Below are 25,519 nucleotides of genomic sequence, written 5' to 3'. Positions count from 1 at the left end.
AATTAAAATGTAACATTTAAATTTATACCATAAGATCTAACAGAAGGTAATTGTCCTGATTCGTACCAACTGATAGACTGTGCTCCTGTTGATATTTCTGAAGGATTAATTCCTTTAGGAGCTTCTTGCCAAATCATGATAGGATTTCTAGCTATCAAAGCAAAACTCATTGTTTCAAAAGGAAGTTTATCCATAATATTCTTCCCTAAATTATATTGAACTCTAAGCTCTCTCAATTTCACATAAGAAGCGTCGTACAACCATTCTTCATAAATTCTTCTACCTAATGTATTTCTATAATACGATCTAGCATCTACATACGCTGTAACATCCTCTCCAGTGCTGGCGGAAATTCCTGTTACTTTAACTCCTCCGCCTTGATCTAAAGGATCTCTAACATTCATCCCATTATCATTGGTGGCTACGGTAAGTGCATCTTGACCTGTACGTACTGCTAACATTTTTGATCTACTAAAAAACTGACCTCCACCTTGGAAATCAATCATTCCTGTTACTGTAAATTGACCTATTCTAAAGGTATTCTGAAAACCTCCATTGAAATCTGGTAGAACAGTTCCAAAATTGTGAGTAGCGTCTGTATACAATGGCATGTTATTATCATCTAAAAGAATTTCTCCTGTAGCCTCGTCTCTTTCATAGGCTTGCCCTACTAAACTTCCGAAAGGTTCACCTTCATATGAATTCAAATAGCTAGACACACTTGAATAAGTTGTAGAATCATAAGTATAAACATCTATTCCAGGAGCCAACTCAACAACTTCACTATTGTTCTTATTAATATTAAAAGTAAAGTCCCATGAAAAATCCTCTGAGCGAATTGGTGTTGCATTAATAGACAATTCAAATCCGTCATTCTCAATTAAACCTGCATTAATTATACTTGAGCTATAACCACTTGTTCCTGATACATCTAGATTAAGTATTTGGTTTTTATTTTTTTGCTGATAATATGTAAAATCAAACCCTAAACGATTACTGAAAAAGTTTAACTCTAAACCAGCTTCAAATGAATTAGAAAAAGAAGGTTCTATATTTGGATTATTAAGTTCATCTGGAACATATAAAGTATTAGTTCCGTTATAAACAGTTCCTACTCCATAATTTAAACTTGTTTGATACGGGCTTAAATCTGAACCAGCTTGTGCATAACTAGCTCTAATTTTACCAAATGACAGAGGAGTCCAATCTATAAGCTCACTAAACACAACACTTCCAGAAACAGAAGGATACCAATAAGAGTTGTTATCCTTTGGCAATGCAGAAGAGTTGTCATTTCTTATAGAAGCATCTATAAAATATGTTCCGTCATAACCTAAAGAAACTAAACTATAAAAACTTCTAATCTTCTTTCTTAGTTTGTAAGATTTAGTATCGGGACGATCTATTGAAGCAGCAATATTATAAAACCCAGGAGAAGATAAACCTCCTACTGTACTTTGACTTAAATAACTATAGTCTCTATCATAAATATTTCCTCCTACAGTAGCATCTAAAGAAAATTTATCCCATGTATTTTTATATTGTGCTAAAAGTTCGTAGTTAAATTCTTTGTTTTGATACTTCCCAACCGAATAAGAAGGTAAACGTGTCCCTCCAAAAGCTTGACGCTCTTCTATATTTTGTGTATACATATCCGTACGTATGAATCCGCTAACTTCTAGCTCAGGAATAATTTTATAAGACATCCCTATATCTCCAAAAAATCTATCTCGACTATCATTACTTAAATTTTCATAAGCTTCAAAATATGGATTGTTCCAATACAACGGTTCAAAATCTGATATTTCACCAGTACTTGAATCTGGTCTTCCTAAGTTCCAATGAAGAAAGGTTCCGTCGTTATATTTATAATCTCTTAAACGGTTCATATCTAAATTTCTTTGAAACCATTGAACCATGTATGCACCTCCATATTCAGATCCTTGAGATGGACGCTGCCCTTCATTTCCTGCATAATTAATATTACTAGAAACCACCAAGTTATCGGTAAGGTTTAAACTTGCGCTCAAGCCAACATTATTTCTGTTTAAAGAAGTATTAGGAACCACCCCTTCCACTCTAGTATCATTAGCGCTTAAACGAATAGAAGTATTTTCATTTCCCCCTGTTATTGTAATACTATTATTAAATGTTGTTCCTGTTTTATAATAATCTTCAACATTATTTGGATGCGCAACAAAAGGTGTTAGCTGTCCATATTGAGGGTCTTGAGGATAAAAACTAAATACCTGACGCACTGGAGTTCCATCCATTTTTGGTCCCCAACTTTCATCAACACTCATATCTACGTATGGATCGCCGTTTGGAAGTGTTCGAAATGTCTGACTAGATCCACCTCCATACATGTTTTGTAACGGAATAAAATTATACGCAGATTCCATAGAAAATGACGATGATAACTGCACATCTACTTTTCGAGGTCCTTTTTTACCCTTTTTAGTAGTTATCATTATTACACCAAATTGTCCACGTATTCCATATAATGCAGATGCTGCAGGTCCTTTAAGAACATTTACTTCTGCTATGTCATTAGGATTAATATCTTGCGCTAAATTTCCGTAATCAGCTTGATCACTCCCTGAAAAATTAGCATTAGATATTGGGGTTCCATCAATTACTATAAGTGGTTGATCTCCTCCACTAATAGAATTTACTCCTCTGATTTTAATTTTTTGAGTTCCCCCCATACTAGCTCCAGAAGCACCTGTTACTTGAACCCCTGCAACACGACCTGATAGTGATCCAAGAACATTTTGTTCATTAGTTAAATTAAAATCTTCTCCATCTACTTCTTGAGTAGCATATCCTAAAGATTTTTTATCTCTTGAAATACCTAAAGCTGTTACCACAACTTCATCTAAACTCTGAGCGTCTTCAGTTAAAACAACATCTATTACACTGTCAGAGCCTACGCTTTTTTTTAGCGTTTTCATACCTACATAAGTAAATACTAATACTTGACTAGATGTTGCATTAATTGTGTAATTACCATCAAAATCTGTTGATGTTCCTTTTGCTGTTTGATCAACAACAATGGAAACTCCGGGCAAAGGAGTTCCTTGCGAATCTGTTACTGTACCTGTAATGGTCTGAGAGAATACCATAGTACAACACAATAACAAAGACATGGTTAATAATAGTCTTTTCATGATTGAATATTAAGTTAAATTAGGTTGTTTATCATTAAAAATACATATAAATTTAACACAAGAAAACACTTTTGTTAAACTTAACACAACGTATTATTAAAAATTAGATATTGAGCCAATTTCAAAAAATAATATAAATCCTGCAACAAAAAAGGGATAACTGTATTGCAGTTATCCCTTTTTAAAATCGATATAAATTATATTATTTTGGAGCCAGCCTAATTATTAGCTTCGCTTTTAACTACTAATCTAAAGCCTTCTCCGTGTATATTTAGAATTTCTACTTCGTCATCTTTCTTTAAATATTTACGAAGCTTTGCTATGTAAACATCCATACTACGCGATGTAAAATAATTATCGTCTCTCCATATTTTAGTCAATGCTAATTCTCTTGGCATCAAATCATTTTCATGAAGCGCTAACAAACGTAATAATTCGTTCTCTTTTGGAGAGAGTTTAATTGGCTCCTCTTCCTTATAAGTAAGAAATCTAAGCTTTGAATTTAAATGAAAGTTTCCTATTTCAAATTCAAATTGCTTACTATCTGCCAAAGATTCTGTTGATTTTCTTTGAATGATGGCTTTAATTTTAAACAATAAAACTTCAGAATCAAAAGGCTTGTTTAAGTAGTCATCTGCACCAACCTTATAACCTTTCAATACATCTTCTTTCATTGTTTTGGCAGTTAAAAAGATAATCGGAATGTTTTCATCCTTTTCTCTTATTTCTTTAGCCAAAGTAAATCCATCTTTATAGGGCATCATTACATCTAAAATACATAAATCGTAATGATCTTTTCTGAATTTCTCATACCCTTCCATCCCATTCTTAGCTAAGGTTACATCAAAATCATTCATTGATAAATAATCTTTCAGTACGATACCAAAATTAGGATCATCTTCTACTAATAAAATCTTTTTATTTACTGTTTCCATGTTTTTATATTAAAGGTAACTTCACAAAAAAGGTACTTCCTTTATCTTTTTCACTTTCGGCGTATACTTCGCCTTGATGGTCCTCTACTATACTTTTTACATATGCCAATCCTAAACCATGGCCTTTTATATTGTGTATATTTCCAGTAGATTCTCTATAAAATTTTTCAAATATTCTTTTTAATACTGCTTTACTCATTCCTGCTCCATTGTCTGTTATTTTAATAACAATACTGTTTTTTACAACTTCAGTATAAACATTTATTTCTGGAGCATTTGGAGAATACTTATTAGCATTATCCAAAATGTTAACTAATATATTGGTAAGGTGAAAATCGTTTCCTAAAATTTCATTTCTGGTGGCATCTAAATGTGTTTTTACATACCCTCCACGGTTTTCTACCATCAATTCTACATGTGCTATTGCTTCATCTATAATTTCATGAACATCAACCTTATCTTTACTAATATCAAGCTGATTTTTCTCTAATTTAGATATTCTTAGTACATTTTCAACCTGAGCATGCATTCGCTTATTTTCATCCCTTATCATTTGTAAATACCTTTTTACTTTATCAGTATCGTCAAATGCTTTTGGATTTTTTAATGAATCTAATGCCAAATTAATTGTAGCAATAGGCGTTTTAAACTCATGCGTCATATTATTGATAAAATCTGTTTTAATCTCAGAGATTTGTTTTTGTTTTATCAATTGATACAATGCACTTGAATAGGCTATTAAAATTATCAATGTAAATATTATTGATAATATGGCCATTTCCATTATGGAAGATATCAAGAATTTTTTCTTTTCAGGAAAACTAACTACCAAATCATAATTACTTTTTCCATCGCTATCTATAAATAATGGAGTTTTATATCTAGACTCTGCAAGTTGAATTTTATTACTCGAACGGACTTTTGTTGCCAATCCTTTACTATAAACTCCATATTCAAAGTTCAATTTTATCCCTCTGTCTTTTAGAGCTTGTTGAAGTAATAATTCTATTTCTTGGTTGGTAACCCGTTTATGAATTGGAACACGTTTTGCAGACACCATAAATACATCTTCAAAAAGTGCTTTATCCATAGCTGAAAACCCACCTATTTTTTCAATCCGTTCTACAGGAGAATAAACCTTACCATCAATACCATATTCTTCTTTAAAAATTTGCGTAGTTCTCTTACTCGTATAATTTTTAATTGTTGAAGAATCAGTACTATTATTATCAAAGAACGTGGAAGAGATTCCGTAATCTTCTTCTAAAATTCCGTGAGAGTAAATCAATGTTTCATTACTACTCTTATCCCTTTCAACAAAGAAAAACTCTTTTACATTAGATTCTTTTAACTCTCCTACACTATCTTTTAAGTTAGCATACTCGTCAAAATAATCTCTCATTTCTCTTTTCTGAATTTTGTCTGAAACAGAATGCAATGCCAGAGAAATTGTATTAGAAAATTGTTCTTCCTTATCGTCTACTGCGGTTTTAATCCAGTAACCTTGAACGAATATAATCCCCATCAGGGATAAACTCATCAATATTACCAAAAGTACAAATAAGCGTCTACTCATTTTGTCAAAATTAAGACATTGTAATAAGGTATGTTAAGCATTTAACCTAACGTTAACAAAAATGTTAAAATTTTTGCTTCAAATGCTTTTTTTAAGTATCATTCTGTGTAACTCCTCAACTATTTGGTGGGTATTATCTATAACTATGTTTTCTATAACAAAGTCAGATTTCTTAATTTTTTCTTTATCACTCCATTGATTCTGCATCCTAGCTTCAATGGCTTTACGTGTAGTTTGATCTCTTTTTAACACCCTTTCTATTCTAATTTCTTTTGGAGCTGTAACTGTAATTACTAAATCACATTGTTTATCTCCTCCATTTTCAAAAAGAATAGCTACCTCTTTAATAACATAAGGAGCTTTTTGCTGCTGGTACCATTCTTCAAAATGTTTTCCAACCGCTGGGTGAATTATTGCATTTAATTGTTCTAACTTTTCGGGGTTTTCAAAAACAATTTCAGCCAGATACTTACGATTAGGAAGATTATTTTCGTAAGCATAAGCTCCAAAAATACTAATGATATCTCTTCTAATATCATCATTAGTTTCCATTAGCTTTTTGGCCTCTAAATCTGCAATATAAACTGGCACTCCTAATTCTTTAAAGAATTTAGCTACTGTAGATTTACCGCTTCCAATACCTCCTGTCAAACCTACTATCATAATTTACTGCTTTTTTATGAGGAACTCAACTTTTCTGTCCAATATTTTTACTGAAGAAAGAAACTTTGGCTGCTCAATTAACTGCGGAATTAAGTAGGTGGTTTCCTCCGAAATCTCGTTGTAATTACACACAACTTTGAAAGCGTTTTCATTAATTCGTTTCAATTCTGAAATCGGAGCTTTACAAAGCAATTTAATTTTTTCAGGATATATTCTTAAACTAATGTTTTCTGGTAAATTTTCTACTTGTACTGGAACTAAAATTATTTTTTCTGAATAACGCTCTACTACTCCTTCTACAGAAACTTTTTTAGTTTGAAATTCTATGTTTTCAACAGAATCAGGAATATTTAAAGGTACAGTATAATTAAAATCACTACGTACATTCTTATACTCCATGTCTTCTGTTTCTATAGCTGTAATTGTTTTTACAACATCTTCTGGACCTCTAACCCAAATACTATCGGGAGTTATTTTTAAAGAATCTCTTATCTGATAATCTTCTGCATAAGATATATGAATCTTAGGAATTACCTTGACATATTTTTTTTCGTTAACTCCCAGTTTTAAAATTAAAGAATCCACAGCTATTCTTCTTATATTCACCGATTTATGCTGAATATTAATTACCTCTTCAATAGCATCTGGTAACAAATAATATTTATTTCCTTCCTTTTTAAAATCTGTTAGATTTAAAAAAATATCCCTTCTGAAAATTCGATAATTTAAAATCTTAAATCCTGAGGTTTCAATATTGGTAGTTAAAGAAGTTTTAGGTTTTCCAAGAATTAGTTTATCCTCAGGAATCCCACTATAATTCAACTTAAAGCTTACATGCGAAGTGTAGGTATCTGAAAGGGATATTAGAAACCAAATAAAAAAAGAAATCACAAGAAACATCAAAAAAATTGATGCCTTTGGCTTCTTTAGCACACTTTTAATATATTCTAAAAATTTTCCTGCCATTAACTAAAAAAAAGTTTTGGAAAAATCTGTTCTGGTTTTTTATTGGAAAAGGTAATCAAAATTGTAGATTTCACAAAAGCTAATCCATATCCAAAAAACTGTATAATTACTGCATAAACAGCTAAAAACGCAATTTTAAGACTTTTATTTTTTAAAAGTGCATCAATAAAAATAGCTAGAAAATACAATCCATAGACTTTTAAAAATATAGAAACACCTGCAAACCACATCAATAAAGAGAATGCTAGTCCGAATACAAAAAATGTAGGAAACCAATAGGTTATTTTTTTAGTCTCTGGATGCCATTTATTTAAAATAGGCCTAGTAAGACCAAATTTTTGAACCTGTAGGTAAAACTTCTCCCAAGATATCCTCCGCTTATGATATACAAATGCTTGTGGGATTAAAACAGTTTCAAACCCTGCTTTCCATAATCTTATTGTTAAATCTGGATCTTCTCCTGGGTGAATTTTTCCAAATCCGCCTGTTACTTCAAAAGCCTTTTTGGAAAGTCCCATATTAAAACTTCTAGGCTGAAATTTATTTACCGCTTTTTTTCCGCCACGTATTCCTCCTGTGGTAAGAATGGAAGTCATACTATAATTTATAGCCTTTTGAAGATCGGAAAACGATTTGTGAGCTGCATCTGGACCTCCATAACAATCTACATAGTTTTGAGCTAGTGCATTTTGAGCTTCCTCTAAGTACTGTGGAGGTAAAATACAATCGGAATCTAAAATAATAAAATAGTTTCCTTTTGCTTTTTGCATTCCAAAATTACGAGAATCTCCAGGCCCAGAATTCTCTTTGAAATAATAAGAGATGTTTAGCGTGTCTTTAAAATCATTTACAATTTCTTCGGAAGAAATTGTAGAACCGTCTTCTACAATTACAATTTCAAAAGGGATCTCCCCTGTAAGCAAATTCATACTTACAAGTAACTCTTTAACTTCTTCTGGCCTGTTAAAAACAGGAATTATAAACGAAAAATTAAGCGCCATCTACTTCACTCTTTTTAGAAACAAGAAAGCTGTTTAAAAAGCGATTTATAAAATTCCATTTTCACTTTTCAAACAGCTTAATATATTTTATTAACTAATTATTCTTCAGTCATAAACTTCTCCATCACTTCATTACTAACTCCTGTATTAGAGAAACCCCCGTCGTGAAATAAGTTTTGCATTGTTACCTTTTTAGTAAGATCAGAAAACAAACTAATAGTGTAATCTGCACATTCTTGAGCAGTAGCATTTCCTAAAGGAGACATTTTATCTGCATAAGCAATAAATCCGTCAAAACCTTTTACTCCTTGTCCCGCTGTTGTTGGGGTTGGAGATTGAGAAATAGTATTTACACGTACATTTTTATGTTTTCCATAGAAATATCCAAAACTTCTAGCAATAGACTCTAAGTATGCCTTATTATCTGCCATATCATTGTAGTCTGGGAATACACGTTGTGCAGCCATGTAAGTTAATGCTACAATACTTCCCCATTCGTTCATTGCATCTTTTTGATACAATGTCTGACATACTTTATGGAAAGATAATGCAGAAACATCCCACCCTTTGTCGGTGAAATCGTATTTCTGATCTGTATAATGTCTTCCTTTTCTAACGTTTATAGACATCCCAATTGAATGCAATACAAAGTCGATTTTTCCTCCTAGAATTTCCATTGCTTTTTCAACAAGGTTTTCTAAGTCTTCTACATTAGTTGCATCCGCAGGAATAATTTCAGAACCTGTTTTTTCTGCCAATTCTTTAATTTGTCCCATTCTCATGGCAATTGGCGCATTAGTTAAAACAAATGTAGCTCCTTCTTCGTGCGCTTTAATAGCCGTTTTCCATGCTATTGAATTCTCGTCTAACGCTCCGAAGATTATCCCTTTCTTTCCTTTTAATAAATTATATGACATATCCTTTTGGTTAATTGCTTATTTTCGTTTGAAGCCTCAAAAATATTCAAATTATTTGTAAAAAAGTCTATTTTTTTACTTTGATACTTCTATTAAGTTACAATTACACTTTCTTTAACAATAATTCTTTAGCATGAGCCATTGCAGAACTAGAAACATCCTTCCCTCCTAACATTTCCGCTATTTCTTGAACACGTTCGTCCTCAGTGAGTTGTTTAATCTGAGAAGCTGTAACTCCTCCTTTATCTTCTTTAAATACTTTAAACTGTACATCTCCTTTGGCAGCTACTTGTGGTAAATGGGTTATTGTAAAAACCTGCATCGTTTTACTCATTTCATGCATAATTCCACCCATTTTTGTAGATACTTCTCCAGAAACTCCTGTGTCTATCTCGTCAAACATGATGGTTGGTAATTGCATATACTGCGCTAAAAGAGATTTTATGGCCAACATAATTCTAGACAACTCTCCTCCAGAAGCTACTTTTTTCAATTCGTTAAAACTGCCTCCTTTATTTGCTGAAAACAAAAAGTGAAGTTCGTCTTTTCCGTTCACAAAATACTTGTTGGTGGCAACTAAATCTAGCTTAAACTGTGCATTTGGCATTCCTACTTCCGAAAGCACATTCTCTAAATGAGTTTTTAAAGCAGGAATTGATTTTTCTCTTTGCTGATGAATTTTTGTAGCAAGAGCATCTAGTTCTTCTTCTTGCTTTAATAATTTTAACTGACGCTCTTTTATTTCAGCTTCCAAATTTTCAGTTTTAGAAACTTTTTCGGCTAGCTCTTCTTGCACCTGCAAGAGCTCATTTATTTCTAAAACATTATGCTTTTTCTGAAGACTGTACAAGAGCTGCAACTTAGTATTTACTTCTTCCAACTGCTGTGGATCGGCTTCTAAGTTCTCCTCTATCCGCTGTATTTCCACGTAAATATCGTCCAACTCAATTAAAACAGATTGTACTCTAGTTGATAGTTCTTTGTAGGATTCTCCAAAATGAGAAAGCTTATTAAAAATATTTTTAAGCTCATTTAAACCACTTAAAGTCCCTATCTGCTCTTCTCCTAAAACCTGAAGTGCATGAGAAACATTTTCGGTAATTTCTTCTACATTATTGAGTTTTTCATAAGCAGTTTCCAATTCCTCAAGCATTCCTTCTTTTAAGTTTACCGACTGCAATTCTTGCAATAAAAAAGAATTGTAATCATACTCTTTATCTGCTTCTTGTTGGAAATCGATTAACTTTTTTAATTCCTTTTTTGTATGATGATATTTAGAAAGTTTTTCAGAATAATCATTTAAAACAACACCATTCCCTGCCACAGCATCTACCACTTGAAACTGAAAATTATTGTCGGTAAGTTGCAGTGTTTGATGTTGCGAATGAATATCTATAAGTTGTACCCCCAAACTCGATAACACATCTAAGGTTACAGGAGTATCATTAATAAAGGCACGCGATTTCCCACTTGGAAGTATTTCTCTTCGGATGATGGTTTGCTTTTCAAAATCGAGGTCATTCGCCTTAAAAAAACCTTCTAAATTGTAATTATTAATAGCGAAACTAGCCTCAATGACACATTTTTCATCACTATTTTTAATACTACTTAAATCGGCTCGTTTTCCTAATATCAAAGAGATTCCACCTAAAAGAATGGATTTTCCCGCTCCAGTTTCTCCAGTTATGGCTGTTAATCCATCTTTAAAAGAAACTTGAAGGTTATCTATTAACGCGAAATTTTTAATTGTAAGTGTTACTAACAATGCTATCTAATTTTATTTATCAAAGATAATTGTTATTTCAAGCGGAATAAAATAATGTTAGTATTTTATACGAGACCAAGTATCGGAATAAAGTGGAGCAATCTCATTTAGTGTTTCTTTGAGCTTTACAATATCTACTTTTGGTCCGTCTGAAAAAACATTTGCTATTTCTTCAGATTTTGCATCAAAAAACGCCTGAAGCACAAAAGAATTAGGTCGGACGTTATTCAATTTGTCAAAAAGTTTCATGGAGCCTGCTATCGATTGCTTTGCTAAACTTGCATTATCAACTAAATTATCAAGCCCTAATCGATGGTAATTATACAATGCCAAACGATATTCCTTAAAGGTATTAGACAAAAGGTTATCTACCAACTCCCAACGTGTTCTATTGCCATCTGTTTGTTGCCAACCTGCATACCCGCTTCCTTGCGACAAGTTTACAATATTTTGCGCCTGCTTAAAATATGGCGTACCGCCTTCTTTTACAAAAGTATCGGCATCTATTCCTAAAATAATATATACGTAGTAAGTTATAACCGAAGTTAAATTAGACTCAAAAACATTAGGGTTAAAATATAAAGGTGCAAACTCCACATAATTAAATGTAAAACGCTTGTCTTGATAATTAAATACTGGAGATTGGTAAGTAGAATTAAAAACCGGACGATTAGATTGCACTTGAATTGTTCCACTAAAAGCACTGTTTTCGTACTTGTTAATGGTAATCATCATACTACATTCTATTCTTTCTTTTACTGAAAAGGTACGATTTGTCCACTTTGTTTGGTTTACATAATCGTTAAGCGACTTCTCTAGGGTTTTAAATATTTGCTTGTTTGTTTGATTTACTTGGTCGGAATTAACAATAACAGTACAGCTCAATTCTTGTGCAACTGCAACTTGTAGTGAGCATAAAATTACGAGTAAAAAAAGCTTTTTAATCATTCAGGCGATTCAAGATTTCGTTAAAGATATCATTTGCTACTTCCGTTTTTGATTTTAATGGAAACGGAATACTATTTAGATTCTTATCTATAAAAGTAACTTTATTTGTGGTTTTTCCAAAACCTGCACCTTTATCGTTTAACGAATTTAAAACAATAGCATCTAAATTCTTTGCAGAAAGCTTCTTTTTTGCATTTTCTAGTTCGTTGTTAGTTTCTAAAGCAAAGCCTACTAAAAACTGTTTTTCTTTATTTCTTCCTAAAGAAGCTAGAATATCTTGTGTTGGCTCCAAATCTATCTTCATTGTCGCCATTTTTTTCTTTATTTTCTTATCTGCAATGGTAGCTGGGCGGTAATCTGCCACAGCAGCAGAAAGTATGGCTATATCAACTTGATTAAAAACCTGATGTGTAGCATTGTACATTTCTTCTGCGGAAGTAACTCTGACCAATTTTATATAAGAATGTGAAATAGTTAAATGTGTAGGTCCCGAAATCAAGAAAACTTCTGCTCCTAAATTTGCAGCTTTTTCTGCCAAAGCATACCCCATTCTCCCGCTTGAATGATTTCCTATAAAACGAACTGGATCTATAGCCTCATAAGTAGGACCGGCAGTTATTAACACCCTCTTCCCTTTCAAAGGGAGCTTAGAAAGAATATCTTTTGATATAAAAGATACTATTTCTTCTGGTTCTGCCATTCTCCCTTCGCCTACAAGTCCGCTAGCCAATTCTCCATGTCTAGCAGCAATCATTATATTTCCAAAAGATTTTAGAGTTTCAAAAGTAGCAATTGTAGATGGGTGTTTATACATATCCAGATCCATTGCTGGCGCAAAATATACTGGACATTTAGCAGACAGATAGGTTGCCAACAGAAAATTATCTGAGGCTCCAGATGCCATTTTAGACAAGGTATTTGCCGTTGCAGGAGCAATTACCATAACATCTGCCCACAACCCTAAATCTACATGATTATTCCAAAGTTCATTCTCCTCTTCTTCATCTGTAAAAGAAGAATAAACCTTGTTTTTAGACAACGTAGAAAGCGTTAAAGGAGTAACGAAATCTTTAGCAGATTCTGTCATTACAACTTTAACGCTTGCTCCAGCTTTAATAAATAAACGTATTAAAAAAGCCGATTTATAAGCGGCAATACCTCCTGTAATACCAAGTAAAACTTTTTTGCCGCTAAGTATGGACATGCCTTACTCTTTTTCTGTGTTTCTGTAATAAACCTTATCTTTCAACCACTCTTCTACAGCAATTGCGTGAGGTTTAGGTAATTTTTCGTAAAATTTAGAAACTTCTATCTGCTCTTTATTTTCGAAAATCTCTTCAAGACTATCTGTGTAAGTAGCAAACTCTTCCAATTTTTCAATCAACTCCTTCTTAATATCCCCATTAATTTGATTTGCACGCTTAGCAATAACAGATATAGCCTCATATATATTGTTTGTAGGCTCATCTATCTCATTTCTATCGTAAGTTACTGTAGAAACTGGTGCTTCGGAATTTCTTAATTCGCTCATAACTTTTCTTATTTACTGTATTTCGTATTTCTCTAATAATTCTTTGAATTCTTGCAATTCTGTATCCAAATCTGCATTCATTCTTTCGGCTTTATTCTTATATTCAGTATCGCTGAATTCACTAATCAATTTAGTATATGCTTCTTTTGCTTGCCCTATACGCTCTTCTCTTTTAGAATAAATACTATTTACTGCTAGGTTGTATTTCGCTAAATAATCGTAATATAAAGCATCCTCTTTATAAACAGATCCAGGAAACTCTTTAAAGAATAACTCAAAAGACTTTATAGAGGCGTGGTAATCTGATATTCTATTATATTGCTTTGCTATTTCAAAAGCTTTCTTTTCTTTCTTTGCTCTTAAATCTGCTGCCATTTCATTGGCTTCATCCATATATTCCGATTCTGGATGCGTGTTAATAAACACCTGAACCTTACTAATAGCTTTGTCCGTTTCCGTTTGGTCTAAACTATATCTAGGCGATGTTAAATACTGACTCTTAGCGCCTAAAAAAGCAGCTTCTTCAGCTTTATCACTTCGTGGATATGATTTTGAAAATCTCTCAAATTGATAAGCTGCTAAATAATAGTCGCCTGTTTGATAATAAGAATTCGCATAAAAATAGATTAAACGCTCTCCTTGTGGTTTCCCAACATATTGAGGAACTATTTGTTCAAAAAGTCTAATAGCTCGCTTATAATCTCCTTCATTATAAAGCTTTTCGGCCATATCATATTTCTTCTTAACATCACTATCTTTTAGTACTTTTTGATATTCACTACAACTTGTAAATAATACAACTAAAAGAACTGCTAAATATGTATACTTCATATTTTTAATCATCCGGCAAAATTAGTTAAATATATGTAATTTAAAAAACTATTTTAAAGTGTGAAGAAAAGCACTTCAAAAGTAATTGGCAATACTTCGTTTAATTTTTATTAAAAGTTTAACTTGTTGCAACACTTTATTTATAAGTTTTCAATATCATGAAGCATGGAATGATCTATTACAAGCCTCCCTTCTTCTCCATATCCATAGGACTTCGTAAACTTTTTATCTATAATTAAATCCCTATATAAATAAGATTTTACATCGTAAATTTCATTATTAAAGGCATCATCATAATAAGAAAATAATACTACTATCTCTGCTTTATATTCTTCAATTTTTTCTTTTGTTAGATTAAAAAAAGGACTTTCTTCATCTATTTCATGCACAATAGTCCACGTTGTTGGCAAATATGTAATGGTTTTACGCTCTAATTTTAGATTAAAATATTCGGGCTGAAAATACCCATTAACCAATTTATGTAAGATTAAAGTAACATCCACCTTTGGTTTAATAAGAATATTTCTACTTGTATTCATTACTTTAATCATCAAGGCTCTTTTATTTCTAAAAGGGCGGACTACAAAATTTTTGCTGAAAGAAATAAGAGTTTTAGGTTTAGAAAAACGCCCATATAACAATCCTGTTGTAAAAGAAAAACTCAACAAACCTACCAAAGCTTCAAAGCTTGCCAGAATGCCAGATGCTGTTCCAGAAGGCGACATAACCCCGTAACCTACGGTTGTTATTGTTTGTGATGAAAATAGAAAAGCATTAAGGAAGTTATCTATAAAATAAGGCGATTCATAAGCAGAAATATCATTAACACCAATAAAAACATACCCTAACGCAAAAAGAACATTTATTAAAATGTATGCTAATAAAACATAACAAAAAAAAGAAATCCACGAAATCCTAATTAAATAGGAATACGTGGATTCAAATATGCTTTTTTTATTAATATGGCTTGTATTAAACCGCCCGTCTTCTGTAATAAATCTTTTTACATTTTTAGTGGCATTTAATCCAAACCCAATATCCTTAAGTCTTTTAACCATTAATTTTATTTGTGGCTAAAATAGGAAAACTATTTATCTTCTGTTTTAGTGCAGCTGTTGCCTCCATTAAAGGAAGTCTCACTTTCCCAGTGCTTAATCCTAAATTCTCAAACACAGCTTTAATTCCAGCTGGATTTCCTTCTTCAAAAATATAATCTATAATATCCATTAATTGGAAATGGATATTATTTGCATCATCCAAATTACCTCTTAAAGCATAACGTACCATTAAAGAAAACTCTTTTGGCAACCCTTGCCCAATAACAGAAATAACACCAGCTCCACCAGCAAGAATCATCGGTAACGTAATCATATCATCCCCAGAAATTACTAAAAAGTCTTTTGGTTTGTCTTTAATTAAACGCATAGCTTGGACAATATCTCCTGCTGCTTCTTTTACTCCAATAATATTTTTAAAATCGGTTGCAAGACGAATAATTGTTTTTGGCAGTACATTAGAACCTGTTCTTCCAGGAACGTTGTATAAAATTATTGGCAACGGAGAAACCTCTGCTATTGCTTTAAAATGCTGATAAATTCCTTCTTGTGTAGGTTTATTATAGTAAGGCGATACTGATAAAATTGCATCAAAAGCACTAAGATCGCTTGTTTGAAGTTCGTTTACTACCTCAGCAGTATTATTACCTCCAACACCAACAACCAAAGGAACACGTCCACTATTAGCTTTTACTATTGTATGTTTTACAAGTTCTTTTTCCTCCTTAGTAAGTGTAGCAGATTCTGCAGTAGTTCCTAAAACCACCAAATATTCTACTCCCCCATTAATTGCATGGTTTACAATGTTGATTAATGCATCCACATCAACACTTAAATCTTCTCTGAAAGGTGTTACTAATGCAACTCCCGTTCCTAAAAACTTTGACATAATCATATCTTTTTTAAAATAGAAAGGTATTTAACTAGTTCATTATTAAACTGAGAAAAATCCTTTTCATCTGTCTTCAATACTAAATTGTTTATCGCTTCTCCTTCGCTAGTAATCCCTACTTTTAACTCACTTTTAATTAAAGCTGAAACTAGCGTTAAATAAATATTCGGTTCTGTATAATAATTAATCACAATATCATAATCCCGCTTTAAAAACTCGCTTACTTCTTCACTTTTAATTTTTCCCTTCATACCGAAGGAATTATCTGTAAAAACAGGTATCAAATAATTTACATTCTTATAAAACTTATTTACATACCCAATAATATAAACGTCTTCATTACTTATATTTATAGCTTTTGCTATATCCATAAGTGGTTTGTAATCTACCAGCTTGTCATAATTAATAACAATAGCAAGCGAACGCACAGCACCAGTGTCTCCAGCAGACTGAACTTGGTTTAGAACTGACTTCTGAATTGCTTTTTTTATTGATTTTTCTTTAAGGCCCTTAAAAATCATTTACATTTCCGTTATTTTTGCAAATGTAAAACTTTCAATAGTTCCTGATATTAAAATTAAGAATCTTATGCCTCTTAAAACTAAACATTTTGTTATATTTATAACAATTATAGGTTTCATCTCTTGTAATCAAGGGATTAACTCCCCCCGTAGTATTACAGGAAAAAGAATAAATATAACAGATTCTATAGCTAGCGTGGATAGTATAGATCAATTTATAACACCTTATCGCGAGCATATTGAAGAAGTTTTAGACGCACAATTAGCGTATAATCCTACTAATTTGTCTAAAAATGATGGTAAATTAAACTCTTCTATCGGAAATTTGATGGCAGATATTACTTACGAACAATCTAATCCAATTTTTAATAAACGTACAGGAAATAACATAGATTTTGTGCTTTTGAATCACGGAGGAATTCGCGCAGCAATGTCAAAAGGAAAAGTTAGCCGAAGAACAGCATACGAAATTATGCCTTTTAAAAATGAAACTTATGTGCTAGAATTGTCCGCAGAAAAAGTAAAAGAACTTATTTCTTTTTTAGCTGAAAAGCAAACTGCTCACCCCATTAGTAAACAATTACAAATAATTCTAAACAGGGATAGCTCTGTAAAAAGTAGCACCATAAACGGAAAACCTATTGAAGACAATAGAACCTATTTTGTAGCAACTTCAGATTTTCTTGCAACGGGCGGAGACCATATGAACTTCTTTAAGAATCCAATTCAAACTATAGATATTAATTATTTATTACGAAACGAATTGATAGATTATTTTGAAAAAGTAGACACTATTAAAGCGAGTACCGATAACAGATTTATAAAAAAGTAAGTAATGAAAAGAAGACAATTTATAAACAATACAGTAGCAAGTACTGCATTCATAACAGCTGGCGGACTTTCGTTAACTTCTTGTTCTACGGAAAGAAAAAAACATATTACAATACTCCACACCAACGATGTGCACAGTCATATAGACCCATTCCCTGCCACCGATGCCAGAAACCCTAACCAAGGAGGAGTGGCTAGACGAGCTACTTTAATTGAACAAATAAGAACAGAAAATCCAAATACACTTTTATTGGATGCTGGAGATATTTTTCAAGGTACTCCTTATTTTAATTTCTACGGAGGTGAAATTGAATTTAAGTTAATGAGCATGTTAAAATACGATGCTGCTACCCTTGGAAATCACGATTTTGATAATGGTATTGACGGCTTGCTTTCTCAGCTTCCAAATGCAAAGTTCGAAATTATAAACGGTAATTACGATTTTTCCAACACCATTATGGATGGACAAATAAAGCCCTATAAAATTTTTACTAAAGACGGTCTTAAAATTGGAGTTTTTGGGTTAGGAGTTGAGTTGGAGGGTCTTGTTACTAAAGGACTCTATAAAGAAACCAAATATCTCGATCCAATTGAAATTGCACAAGATTTAACCCGAGAACTAAAAAAAGAACAAAAATGCGACCTTGTTATTTGTTTATCACATTTAGGTTTTAAATACCAAGATAACACTGTTTCTGATATTGTTTTGGCACAAAACACGGAAAACATCGATTTAATTATTGGTGGGCATACACATACTTTTTTAGACAAACCAGTAGTAGAAATCAACAGAAAAGGACAAAAAGTACTTATTAACCAAGTTGGTTGCTATGGAATTTATTTAGGGAGAATCGATTTTTATTTTGACGAAAAAGAAAAATCTTCAGATGGAATTAGTATAAACGTATAAAATTATAGCTCTTAATAAATTTCAGAAGAAAGAAATAACCTATTACTTTAACTACTACCACTGTAAAATCAAAAAAGAATAATTCAAAAAGGTAATTATCTATTGCCATTATAATATCTCCAATTAAAAAACAAACAGCTACCATAACTGGGTAGAAATTTACTTTTGTTTCATTATTAAAATAATTAACTAAGGAAATAATTGTAAAAGCACTCAAAACAATAGAATAAGCCAAAACAAAAGGGTACAAATCTCCCATCTGACTACCGAAGATGTCTTTTATGGAATAATTAAAATATACAAACCAAAGTGTAATTACAGGTAGCGCAGAAAATATAAGCTTTTTAGCATTAAAATCTTGGATAGCTCTGTAGCAAACCAATGCAAAAACTAAATGATGAATTCCAAAAGTAACCAAATACAAACGGGAGGTATACCTGTTAAAATCTAACATAAAAACATCTCCTAAGAAGCAAAAAATCAACAATAACATTGGAATTAACTCCAATTTATTTTTATAGAAATAGTAATTAAAAAACACCAATGGAATTAATGAAACTTTAGCAATATTGGCTACTAATTTTACATGAAGAAGTGATGCTATTAGGAATACAGCACTGAAAATAAAATAAAGCGTCAAAATTTGTCTGCTGTTCATAACATGTTCAAAAATTCATCTTCAGAAATAATGGTAACACCTAGTTTTTCTGCCTTTTCCTTTTTGCTAGGTCCCATTTTATCTCCAGCAACCACATAAGTTGTTTTTGAAGAAATAGACGAAGCTACTTTTCCGCTGTTATCTTCAATTAGTTTTTTAAGTTCATTTCTTGAAACTTTCTCAAAAACACCAGACACTACAAATGTAATTCCTTTGAACTTATCCGTAATATTTTCAAGCTTATCTGCAGAAATCTCCAGTTGAACGCCATATTCTTTTAAACGACTAACAATGGTTAAATTCTTTTCATTCTGAAAGAAATCGACTACACTTTCTGCTATTCTTATTCCAATCTCATCTACTTGCACCAGTTCTTCCGCGGAAGCATTCATTAAAGCCTCGATAGATTTGTACTCTTTAGCCAACTTTTTTGCCACTGTTTCCCCTACAAAACGAATCCCAAGCGCAAATAAAACTCGTTCAAAAGGAATCTCTTTAGATTTTTCAACTCCCTGAATGAGATTATCAGCAGATTTTTCTGCCATTCGCTCTAAAGGAATAACATCTTCCTTTTTAAGCGTATATAAATCGGCATAATTATTTATAAGTCCTTCTTTAAAGAGCAACTCTACTGTTTCTCCTCCAAGACCTTCTATATCCATTGCTTTTCGAGAAATAAAATGCTGTATCCGTCCTGTTATTTGTGGCGGACAACCGTAGGTATTTGGACAATAGTGTTGCGCCTCCCCTTCATTTCTAATTAATTCGGTACCACATTCAGGGCAATTTTCAATATAATGATGTGGCTCTGCATCAAGAGCTCGTTTGGTAAAATCTATCCCAACAATTTTTGGAATAATCTCCCCTCCTTTTTCAACAAAAACCTCATCCCCTTCTCGAACATCTAATTTTTCTATTTGGTCTGCATTGTGTAAAGAAGCTCTTTTTACAGTAGTTCCCGCCAAAAGGACTGGTTTTAAATTGGCTACTGGTGTAATAGCTCCCGTTCGACCAACTTGGTACGTTATACTTTCTAAAGTAGTAGATACCTGCTCTGCTTTAAATTTATAAGCCATTGCCCAACGAGGTGCTTTGGCTGTATAACCCAACTCATCTTGATGCTGAAAACTATTAACCTTTACCACTACCCCATCAATTTCATAAGGAAGTTCATGCCTATGGACATCCCAATAATTCACAAAATCCATCACTTCAGCAGTTGTTTTACAAAGTTTAGCAACTTCAGGAACCTTAAAACCCCATTCTTTTGCTTTTTGTAAACTTTCAAACTGACTTGTAATTCCTAAATTTTCTCCCGTAATATTATAAAGTAAACACTCTAATGGACGTTTTGCCACTTCAGCACTGTCCTGAAGTTTTAAACTTCCGCTGGCTGTATTTCTAGGATTCATATAAGCTTCTTCTCCAGCTTCCAAACGCTCCTGATTCATCTTTGCAAACCCTTCCAACGGTAAAACAATTTCTCCACGGATATCAAATTTCTGTGGGAAACTACCTTTTAATTTTAAAGGAACAGAACGAATTGTTCTTATATTATTAGTAACATTATCCCCCTGAAATCCGTCTCCACGGGTTACTGCCTTTTCTAAAACTCCATCTTCATACGTAAGGCTAATAGATGCTCCATCATACTTTAATTCGCATGTAAAAGCAACCTCTACATCTCCTAAAATACGTTGGATACGTTTTTCCCAATCTTCTAAATCTTCTTTTGAATACGAATTATCTAAAGAATACATCCGATGCTCATGTGCAATAGTTTCGAAGTTTTTACTAACCATTCCTCCTACGCGAACTGTAGGAGAATTTGCATCAAAAAATTCGGGATGTTTAGCTTCTAATTCTTGCAGTTCTTTAAGTTTAATATCAAACTCATAATCTGAAATTTCAGGAGTATCTAATACATAATAATTATAATTATGCTGAGACAATTCCTGACGTAGCGATTCAATTTTTTTTGCTATATCCATGAAAATAATAAAGTAAGAGTGCGTTCTTTTCTGATATCACAAATATAGGTTAATGAAGGATATTTTTATAATCTGAGCCGCTAATTAATCCTACATATTTAAACCAACAATAGATCTAAAAAAAAACAGATTTTATTTCACAACTTAATCTATCGGCTTTTTTAATTCATTCTCATACTTCCAGAAAGATCTAGAATCCATAAGGCTCAAAAATGCAAAACTCTAATAATTCGGAAACAAATTTGATCTAAAAAATAGTTAAACGCTCCCGTATCGAGCATATTCTTACTGCAATAGACTTCCTTATTTTTTCTGTCTTTTATTTTTGATATCCGATAGATGCAAGCCTTTTTCCCTTAAAAAAGAAGTGTTTTTAGGACTCCCAATTATCTGAGAAGAATATACCCCTGTATGACCAGAGAATAAATAAGCCGTACTACAAGCCAATGCAATAAAAACCCCTGCTTCAATTCCAAATAATTCTATCCCCATAACAGTACATGCTATAGGAGTATTTGTTGCTCCAGCAAAAACAGCTACAAATCCCATTCCTGCCAATAACCCCATTGGCAACGGGATAAACCAAATTAGCACATTTCCTAATGCTGCTCCGATGTAAAATAAAGGAGTTACCTCACCTCCTTTAAAACCTGCGCCTAAAGTGAAGGAAGTAAATAAAAGTTTTAGTAAAAAATCGTAAGAATTTAAATTCTCATTAAAAGAATCTACAATTGTTGGAATTCCTAATCCTATATATTTTGTGGTTCCTATTGCATAAACAGCAATAGCCAAAACTATTCCTCCTACAAAAGGTCTTAAAGGAGGATATTTTATGTGTTTTTTAAATAAATTACTCCAAAAATGGGTAGATTTTGAAAATAACATAGCTACCAATCCGAAAATAATTCCTGCTAATAATGCCCATAAAAGGTTTACAGGATTCATCTCTGCCACAGAAGAAATATGATAATGTGTATGAGATACATTCCAAACTTCACAAAAATAATTTGCAAAAACAGCTCCCATAAAACTTGGAATAATAGCATCCAAACGAATTCTACCCAATATTAAAACTTCCAATGCAAAAATCCCTCCTGCCAAGGGCGTTCCAAATACAGAAGCAAAACCAGCGCTAATCCCTACAATTAAAACAATTCTCCTATCTCGATTAGATAGTTTCAACAACTTTGTAAACCTATCTGCTATAGCTCCCCCTATTTGTACTGCAGTTCCCTCTCGTCCTGCCGAACCTCCAAATAAATGAGTAACAATAGTACCAAAAAGCACCAAAGGCGCCATACGGAAAGGAATTACCTTTTTTGGGGTATGAAACTCTTCCAACAACAAATTATTTCCTTTAACTACACTATTTCCATATAAATGATAGGACAGTCCAATAATAAACCCTCCTAATGGAAGTAACGCAATAATCCACAAATGAGCCTCTCTCCAATTTGTTGCCCATTCTAAACTTAATAGAAAAAAAGCAGAGACACTCCCTACAATGCTTCCTATTAAAGCACAAATTAAAATCCATTTAAAAAGATAAAATAATGTGGGAATTTGCTCTAGTGAGAACAAATAATCTTTGATTGTTTTGATATTCATTTTGACATATATATAATGATTCTACACTGGCATAAGCCATTATCAGTAGAAGTCATCAGCTCATTTTGAGCGGTTAAAGGCAGACCTCATTGCCAAATGTGATGCAAATATAGTAAAAAAGCTTACTTATAGAAGATGAAAAACAGATAAAAACAGGCTACTACTTCTCTCCCTTCATCATCCTGTTATTTCCAAAAAGATCCTTTTTAAGTTGATTATTGCTGAATTTATATTTCTCCATTAGTTCCAGCATTTCCTTCCCTAAATATTGATTAATTTCAAAATACAACTTCCCATCTTCTTTTAAATTACTCGAAGCTAATACAGCTATTATTTCATAAAAAAGTAGCGCATTATCATCTGCTACAAACAAAGCTGTTTCAGGCTCGTATGCTAAAACATTCGTATTCATTTCCTTCTTTTCAAGATTCCGAACATATGGTGGATTTGAAACTATAACATCAAATCGGCTTACTTCAGGAAAAATAATTGACAAATCTGAACACTTAAGAATATCTACTTCCGAAAATGTAACTTTTACATTATTACTTTCAGCATTCCTCTTTGCTATTTTTAGAGCTTCCGCAGAAACATCCAACGCATACACCCTTGCATTTGGTAAGTTTTTAGCAATAGCGATTGGAATACAGCCCGTTCCAGTTCCAATGTCAAGAATGTTTAAATTATCGCTTTTTGAAACATCTTTTAAAATCCATGAAACCAACTCTTCGGTTTCTGGGCGCGGAATTAAGGTGTGCTCATTTACCATAAATTCCATACCATAAAAATGAGCACTCCCTAGAATATACTGTATTGGCTTTTCTACTTTTAAAGCATTTAAAGCTGACTGAAATTTTAATAAACTGTTAGCTTCTATAACTAGATCTAAATCCTGCTGTATCTGAAAAGGTTTTAATTGTAAATACGCCTCGCAAAGCCAATTAAAAAAAGTTTTTATTTCCTCTAAAGGATACAAAGCCTCTAATTCGTTTTGATATAACCTTTTTATTTCTCCTAACTTCATTACCAATAAAATATTGTTTAAATAGCTCTAGTTTAGAATTACGTTGATTATTTGTTAGCTTTAATACCAATCCATATACCAGTGACTTCATGCTCTTTATTTTTTTGCTCGCCCAAAAGAAACGAAACAAAAAAAAGGAGTCTTATCAAATGAATTTTTTCAACATCCATACTGGGCAAGAATAATGACCCGTATTTCCCATTGGAGCTTCCAGATATTGAAATCCCGCTTTTTTATATAATTTTTGTGCGTCTGTCATATAAGGCATCGTTTCAATATAACATTGCTCATATCTAAACTCCTGAGCCTTGCTCAAACAAGTATGCATCATTTTCATTCCTAATCCTTTTCCACGTGTACTTCCCAAAAAATACATTTTTTGAAGTTCACAAACTGTTTCAGCCTCATTTGCTAAATGTGCAATTCCAGCACCTCCAACAACTTTCCCTTCAACCTCAATTACAAAATAACAAGCCCTTTCCTTATTATAAGTTTCATATAAATTCTCTAGCGCTTTATCTTCATAAGCCGTTCCTACTTTTGGAGCTCCCATCTCTACAATTACTTCTCTTACAATCTCAGCCATTCTTTCATTATCTTTTAGCTGAATTTCTCTTATATTCATGAAATATTACAATGTTTTAATAGTATTTTTGCCTTGATAAATTTCGGGATGAATATACACGATTTCTACATAAAAAGATGCATCGAACTTGCTAAAAATGGATTAGGAACCACCTACCCAAACCCCATGGTTGGCAGTGTTATTGTTGCTAACGGAAAAATAATTGGAGAAGGTTACACAAGTCCTGCTGGACAAAACCATGCAGAAGTAAATGCTATCCAAGCTGTTAAAGACACCACTTTGTTAAAAGAAGCAACTATATATGTTACGCTAGAACCATGTTCTCACTTTGGAAAAACGCCTCCATGTGCCGATTTAATTATTGAAAATAAAATTCCAAATGTAGTTATTGGAACTCTAGACACCAATGAAAAAGTTTGTGGTCGTGGTGTAAAAAAGCTTCTAGAAGCAGGCTGTAATGTTACTATTGGTGTATTAGAAGACGAATGTAAAGAAATTAATAAGCGTTTTTTTACTTTCCATGAAAAGAAGCGTCCATATATAATTTTAAAATGGGCAGAAAGCAGCGATGGATTTGTAAGTCCGATACAAACTGATGAAAGAAAACCTGTATGGATTACAGAAGAAATTTCAAGGCAATTAGTACATAAGTGGCGAGCTGAAGAACATGCTATTTTAGCGGGAACAACCACAGTTATTAAAGACAATCCTAAATTAAATACTCGCCATTGGAAAGGCAATTCTCCTACACGCATCATTATAGATAAAGAATTAAAAATTCAAAGAGAATCTAATGTTTGGGACGATTCTCAAAGCACCATTTTTATTATTGATAATACCACAGATACTCCCAAAAAAGGATACAAAAACACCACTTTTGAGACGGTTAACTTTAAAAATAATTTAGCCGAGGAAATTACAGCTGTTCTTTATAAAAACAATATCCAAAGTATTATTATTGAAGGAGGAAGTAAAACCCTACAAACATTTATAAATTCTAATTTGTGGGATGAAGCACGTGTTTTTGAAGGCAATGCAATTTTTAAAGAAGGTACTAAAGCACCCAAATTAACCCCATCTACCTTAATTACAAAGAAAACCCTTGGTTCTGATTCTTTAAAAATTTATAAAAACTATTAA

The 25,519-nt window shown here is 32.5% G+C and carries 23 protein-coding genes and 1 riboswitch; of the genes, 3 read left to right on the top strand and 20 right to left on the bottom strand.

Annotation, left to right across the window (positions count from 1 at the left end):
- Window positions 1–2: 2 nt before the first annotated feature.
- From AC13CQ_RS13570 to AC13CQ_RS13500, 15 genes are all read right to left on the bottom strand, one after another.
- Window positions 3–3,170, bottom strand: a complete 3,168-nt coding sequence (locus tag AC13CQ_RS13570) for a SusC/RagA family TonB-linked outer membrane protein (RefSeq protein ID WP_474507028.1) — start codon at window positions 3,168–3,170, stop codon at window positions 3–5.
- Window positions 3,171–3,388: 218 nt separating this feature from the next.
- Complete coding sequence (locus tag AC13CQ_RS13565) at window positions 3,389–4,105, bottom strand: response regulator transcription factor (RefSeq protein WP_008614148.1); 717 nt, start codon at window positions 4,103–4,105, stop codon at window positions 3,389–3,391.
- Window positions 4,106–4,109: 4 nt separating this feature from the next.
- Entirely contained in the window at window positions 4,110–5,681 is a 1,572-nt protein-coding gene (locus AC13CQ_RS13560; protein WP_008614147.1) for a sensor histidine kinase, read from the bottom strand.
- Between the two features lie 78 nt (window positions 5,682–5,759).
- The gene (gene coaE / locus AC13CQ_RS13555) at window positions 5,760–6,344 is read right to left on the bottom strand and encodes a dephospho-CoA kinase (RefSeq protein WP_337900460.1); all 585 of its coding nucleotides are present in this window, start codon (window positions 6,342–6,344) and stop codon (window positions 5,760–5,762) included.
- Between the two features lie 3 nt (window positions 6,345–6,347).
- On the bottom strand, window positions 6,348–7,310 hold the full coding sequence (locus tag AC13CQ_RS13550; RefSeq protein WP_474507027.1) for a CdaR family protein: 963 nt from the start codon (window positions 7,308–7,310) through the stop codon (window positions 6,348–6,350).
- A complete protein-coding gene (locus tag AC13CQ_RS13545) occupies window positions 7,310–8,311 on the bottom strand; it encodes a glycosyltransferase family 2 protein (protein WP_474507026.1) in 1,002 nt (333 codons plus the stop codon). The genes AC13CQ_RS13550 and AC13CQ_RS13545 overlap by 1 nt, the downstream gene beginning before the upstream one ends.
- 98 nt (window positions 8,312–8,409) lie before the next feature.
- A complete protein-coding gene (locus AC13CQ_RS13540) occupies window positions 8,410–9,228 on the bottom strand; it encodes an enoyl-ACP reductase FabI (protein ID WP_456867350.1) in 819 nt (272 codons plus the stop codon).
- Between the two features lie 103 nt (window positions 9,229–9,331).
- The gene (gene recN, locus AC13CQ_RS13535; RefSeq protein ID WP_335587703.1) at window positions 9,332–10,993 is read right to left on the bottom strand and encodes a DNA repair protein RecN; all 1,662 of its coding nucleotides are present in this window, start codon (window positions 10,991–10,993) and stop codon (window positions 9,332–9,334) included.
- Between the two features lie 57 nt (window positions 10,994–11,050).
- Complete coding sequence (porD, locus tag AC13CQ_RS13530) at window positions 11,051–11,941, bottom strand: type IX secretion system protein PorD (RefSeq protein WP_008614139.1); 891 nt, start codon at window positions 11,939–11,941, stop codon at window positions 11,051–11,053.
- Window positions 11,934–13,145 carry a bifunctional phosphopantothenoylcysteine decarboxylase/phosphopantothenate--cysteine ligase CoaBC gene (gene coaBC, locus AC13CQ_RS13525; RefSeq protein WP_474507025.1) on the bottom strand — a complete coding sequence of 404 codons (1,212 nt, stop codon included), beginning with the start codon at window positions 13,143–13,145 and terminating at the stop codon, window positions 11,934–11,936. Before coaBC ends, porD begins: the two co-directional genes overlap by 8 nt.
- A 3-nt stretch (window positions 13,146–13,148) precedes the next feature.
- Window positions 13,149–13,472, bottom strand: a complete 324-nt coding sequence (locus AC13CQ_RS13520) for a DNA-directed RNA polymerase subunit omega (protein WP_008614137.1) — start codon at window positions 13,470–13,472, stop codon at window positions 13,149–13,151.
- A 12-nt stretch (window positions 13,473–13,484) separates the two neighbouring features.
- Window positions 13,485–14,303 carry an outer membrane protein assembly factor BamD gene (locus tag AC13CQ_RS13515; RefSeq protein WP_008614136.1) on the bottom strand — a complete coding sequence of 273 codons (819 nt, stop codon included), beginning with the start codon at window positions 14,301–14,303 and terminating at the stop codon, window positions 13,485–13,487.
- 140 nt (window positions 14,304–14,443) lie between these two features.
- On the bottom strand, window positions 14,444–15,361 hold the full coding sequence (locus tag AC13CQ_RS13510; protein ID WP_008614135.1) for an ion channel: 918 nt from the start codon (window positions 15,359–15,361) through the stop codon (window positions 14,444–14,446).
- Window positions 15,354–16,247 carry a 4-hydroxy-tetrahydrodipicolinate synthase gene (gene dapA, locus AC13CQ_RS13505; RefSeq protein ID WP_008614134.1) on the bottom strand — a complete coding sequence of 298 codons (894 nt, stop codon included), beginning with the start codon at window positions 16,245–16,247 and terminating at the stop codon, window positions 15,354–15,356. The genes AC13CQ_RS13510 and dapA overlap by 8 nt, the downstream gene beginning before the upstream one ends.
- A 2-nt stretch (window positions 16,248–16,249) precedes the next feature.
- The gene (locus AC13CQ_RS13500; RefSeq protein WP_474507024.1) at window positions 16,250–16,771 is read right to left on the bottom strand and encodes a DUF6913 domain-containing protein; all 522 of its coding nucleotides are present in this window, start codon (window positions 16,769–16,771) and stop codon (window positions 16,250–16,252) included.
- Between the two features lie 67 nt (window positions 16,772–16,838).
- Between AC13CQ_RS13500 and AC13CQ_RS13495 the strand changes: the two genes are divergently transcribed.
- Both AC13CQ_RS13495 and AC13CQ_RS13490 read left to right on the top strand, forming a co-directional pair.
- Window positions 16,839–17,603 (top strand): 5'-nucleotidase C-terminal domain-containing protein, encoded by a 765-nt coding sequence (locus AC13CQ_RS13495; RefSeq protein WP_474507023.1) that lies wholly within the window; start codon window positions 16,839–16,841, stop codon window positions 17,601–17,603.
- A 3-nt stretch (window positions 17,604–17,606) separates the two neighbouring features.
- Window positions 17,607–18,512 carry a bifunctional metallophosphatase/5'-nucleotidase gene (locus tag AC13CQ_RS13490; protein ID WP_008614131.1) on the top strand — a complete coding sequence of 302 codons (906 nt, stop codon included), beginning with the start codon at window positions 17,607–17,609 and terminating at the stop codon, window positions 18,510–18,512.
- Here AC13CQ_RS13490 and AC13CQ_RS13485 read toward each other — a convergent pair.
- From AC13CQ_RS13485 to AC13CQ_RS13465, 5 genes are all read right to left on the bottom strand, one after another.
- A complete protein-coding gene (locus AC13CQ_RS13485) occupies window positions 18,496–19,170 on the bottom strand; it encodes a lysoplasmalogenase family protein (RefSeq protein WP_335587709.1) in 675 nt (224 codons plus the stop codon). The genes AC13CQ_RS13490 and AC13CQ_RS13485 overlap by 17 nt on opposite strands.
- Window positions 19,167–21,161: an NAD-dependent DNA ligase LigA gene (gene ligA / locus AC13CQ_RS13480; RefSeq protein WP_474507022.1), complete on the bottom strand. Its 1,995-nt coding sequence runs from the start codon at window positions 21,159–21,161 to the stop codon at window positions 19,167–19,169. The genes AC13CQ_RS13485 and ligA overlap by 4 nt, the downstream gene beginning before the upstream one ends.
- 303 nt (window positions 21,162–21,464) lie before the next feature.
- Window positions 21,465–22,769 carry a voltage-gated chloride channel family protein gene (locus tag AC13CQ_RS13475; RefSeq protein ID WP_337900449.1) on the bottom strand — a complete coding sequence of 435 codons (1,305 nt, stop codon included), beginning with the start codon at window positions 22,767–22,769 and terminating at the stop codon, window positions 21,465–21,467.
- A gap of 39 nt (window positions 22,770–22,808) precedes the next feature.
- Window positions 22,809–22,872: riboswitch (Fluoride riboswitch) on the bottom strand.
- A gap of 57 nt (window positions 22,873–22,929) precedes the next feature.
- Window positions 22,930–23,793 (bottom strand): peptide chain release factor N(5)-glutamine methyltransferase, encoded by an 864-nt coding sequence (prmC, locus tag AC13CQ_RS13470; protein WP_337900447.1) that lies wholly within the window; start codon window positions 23,791–23,793, stop codon window positions 22,930–22,932.
- Between the two features lie 145 nt (window positions 23,794–23,938).
- Window positions 23,939–24,418 carry a GNAT family N-acetyltransferase gene (locus AC13CQ_RS13465; RefSeq protein WP_337900446.1) on the bottom strand — a complete coding sequence of 160 codons (480 nt, stop codon included), beginning with the start codon at window positions 24,416–24,418 and terminating at the stop codon, window positions 23,939–23,941.
- Between the two features lie 48 nt (window positions 24,419–24,466).
- On the opposite strand from AC13CQ_RS13465, the gene ribD reads away from it, so the two are divergent.
- Window positions 24,467–25,519 carry a bifunctional diaminohydroxyphosphoribosylaminopyrimidine deaminase/5-amino-6-(5-phosphoribosylamino)uracil reductase RibD gene (gene ribD, locus AC13CQ_RS13460; RefSeq protein WP_337900445.1) on the top strand — a complete coding sequence of 351 codons (1,053 nt, stop codon included), beginning with the start codon at window positions 24,467–24,469 and terminating at the stop codon, window positions 25,517–25,519.

The sequence above is a fragment of the Galbibacter sp. L-19 genome, assembly GCF_056857615.1.
The sequence above is the reverse complement of the archived record's forward strand: the minus strand, read 5'-3'. Positions and strand labels throughout refer to the sequence as shown.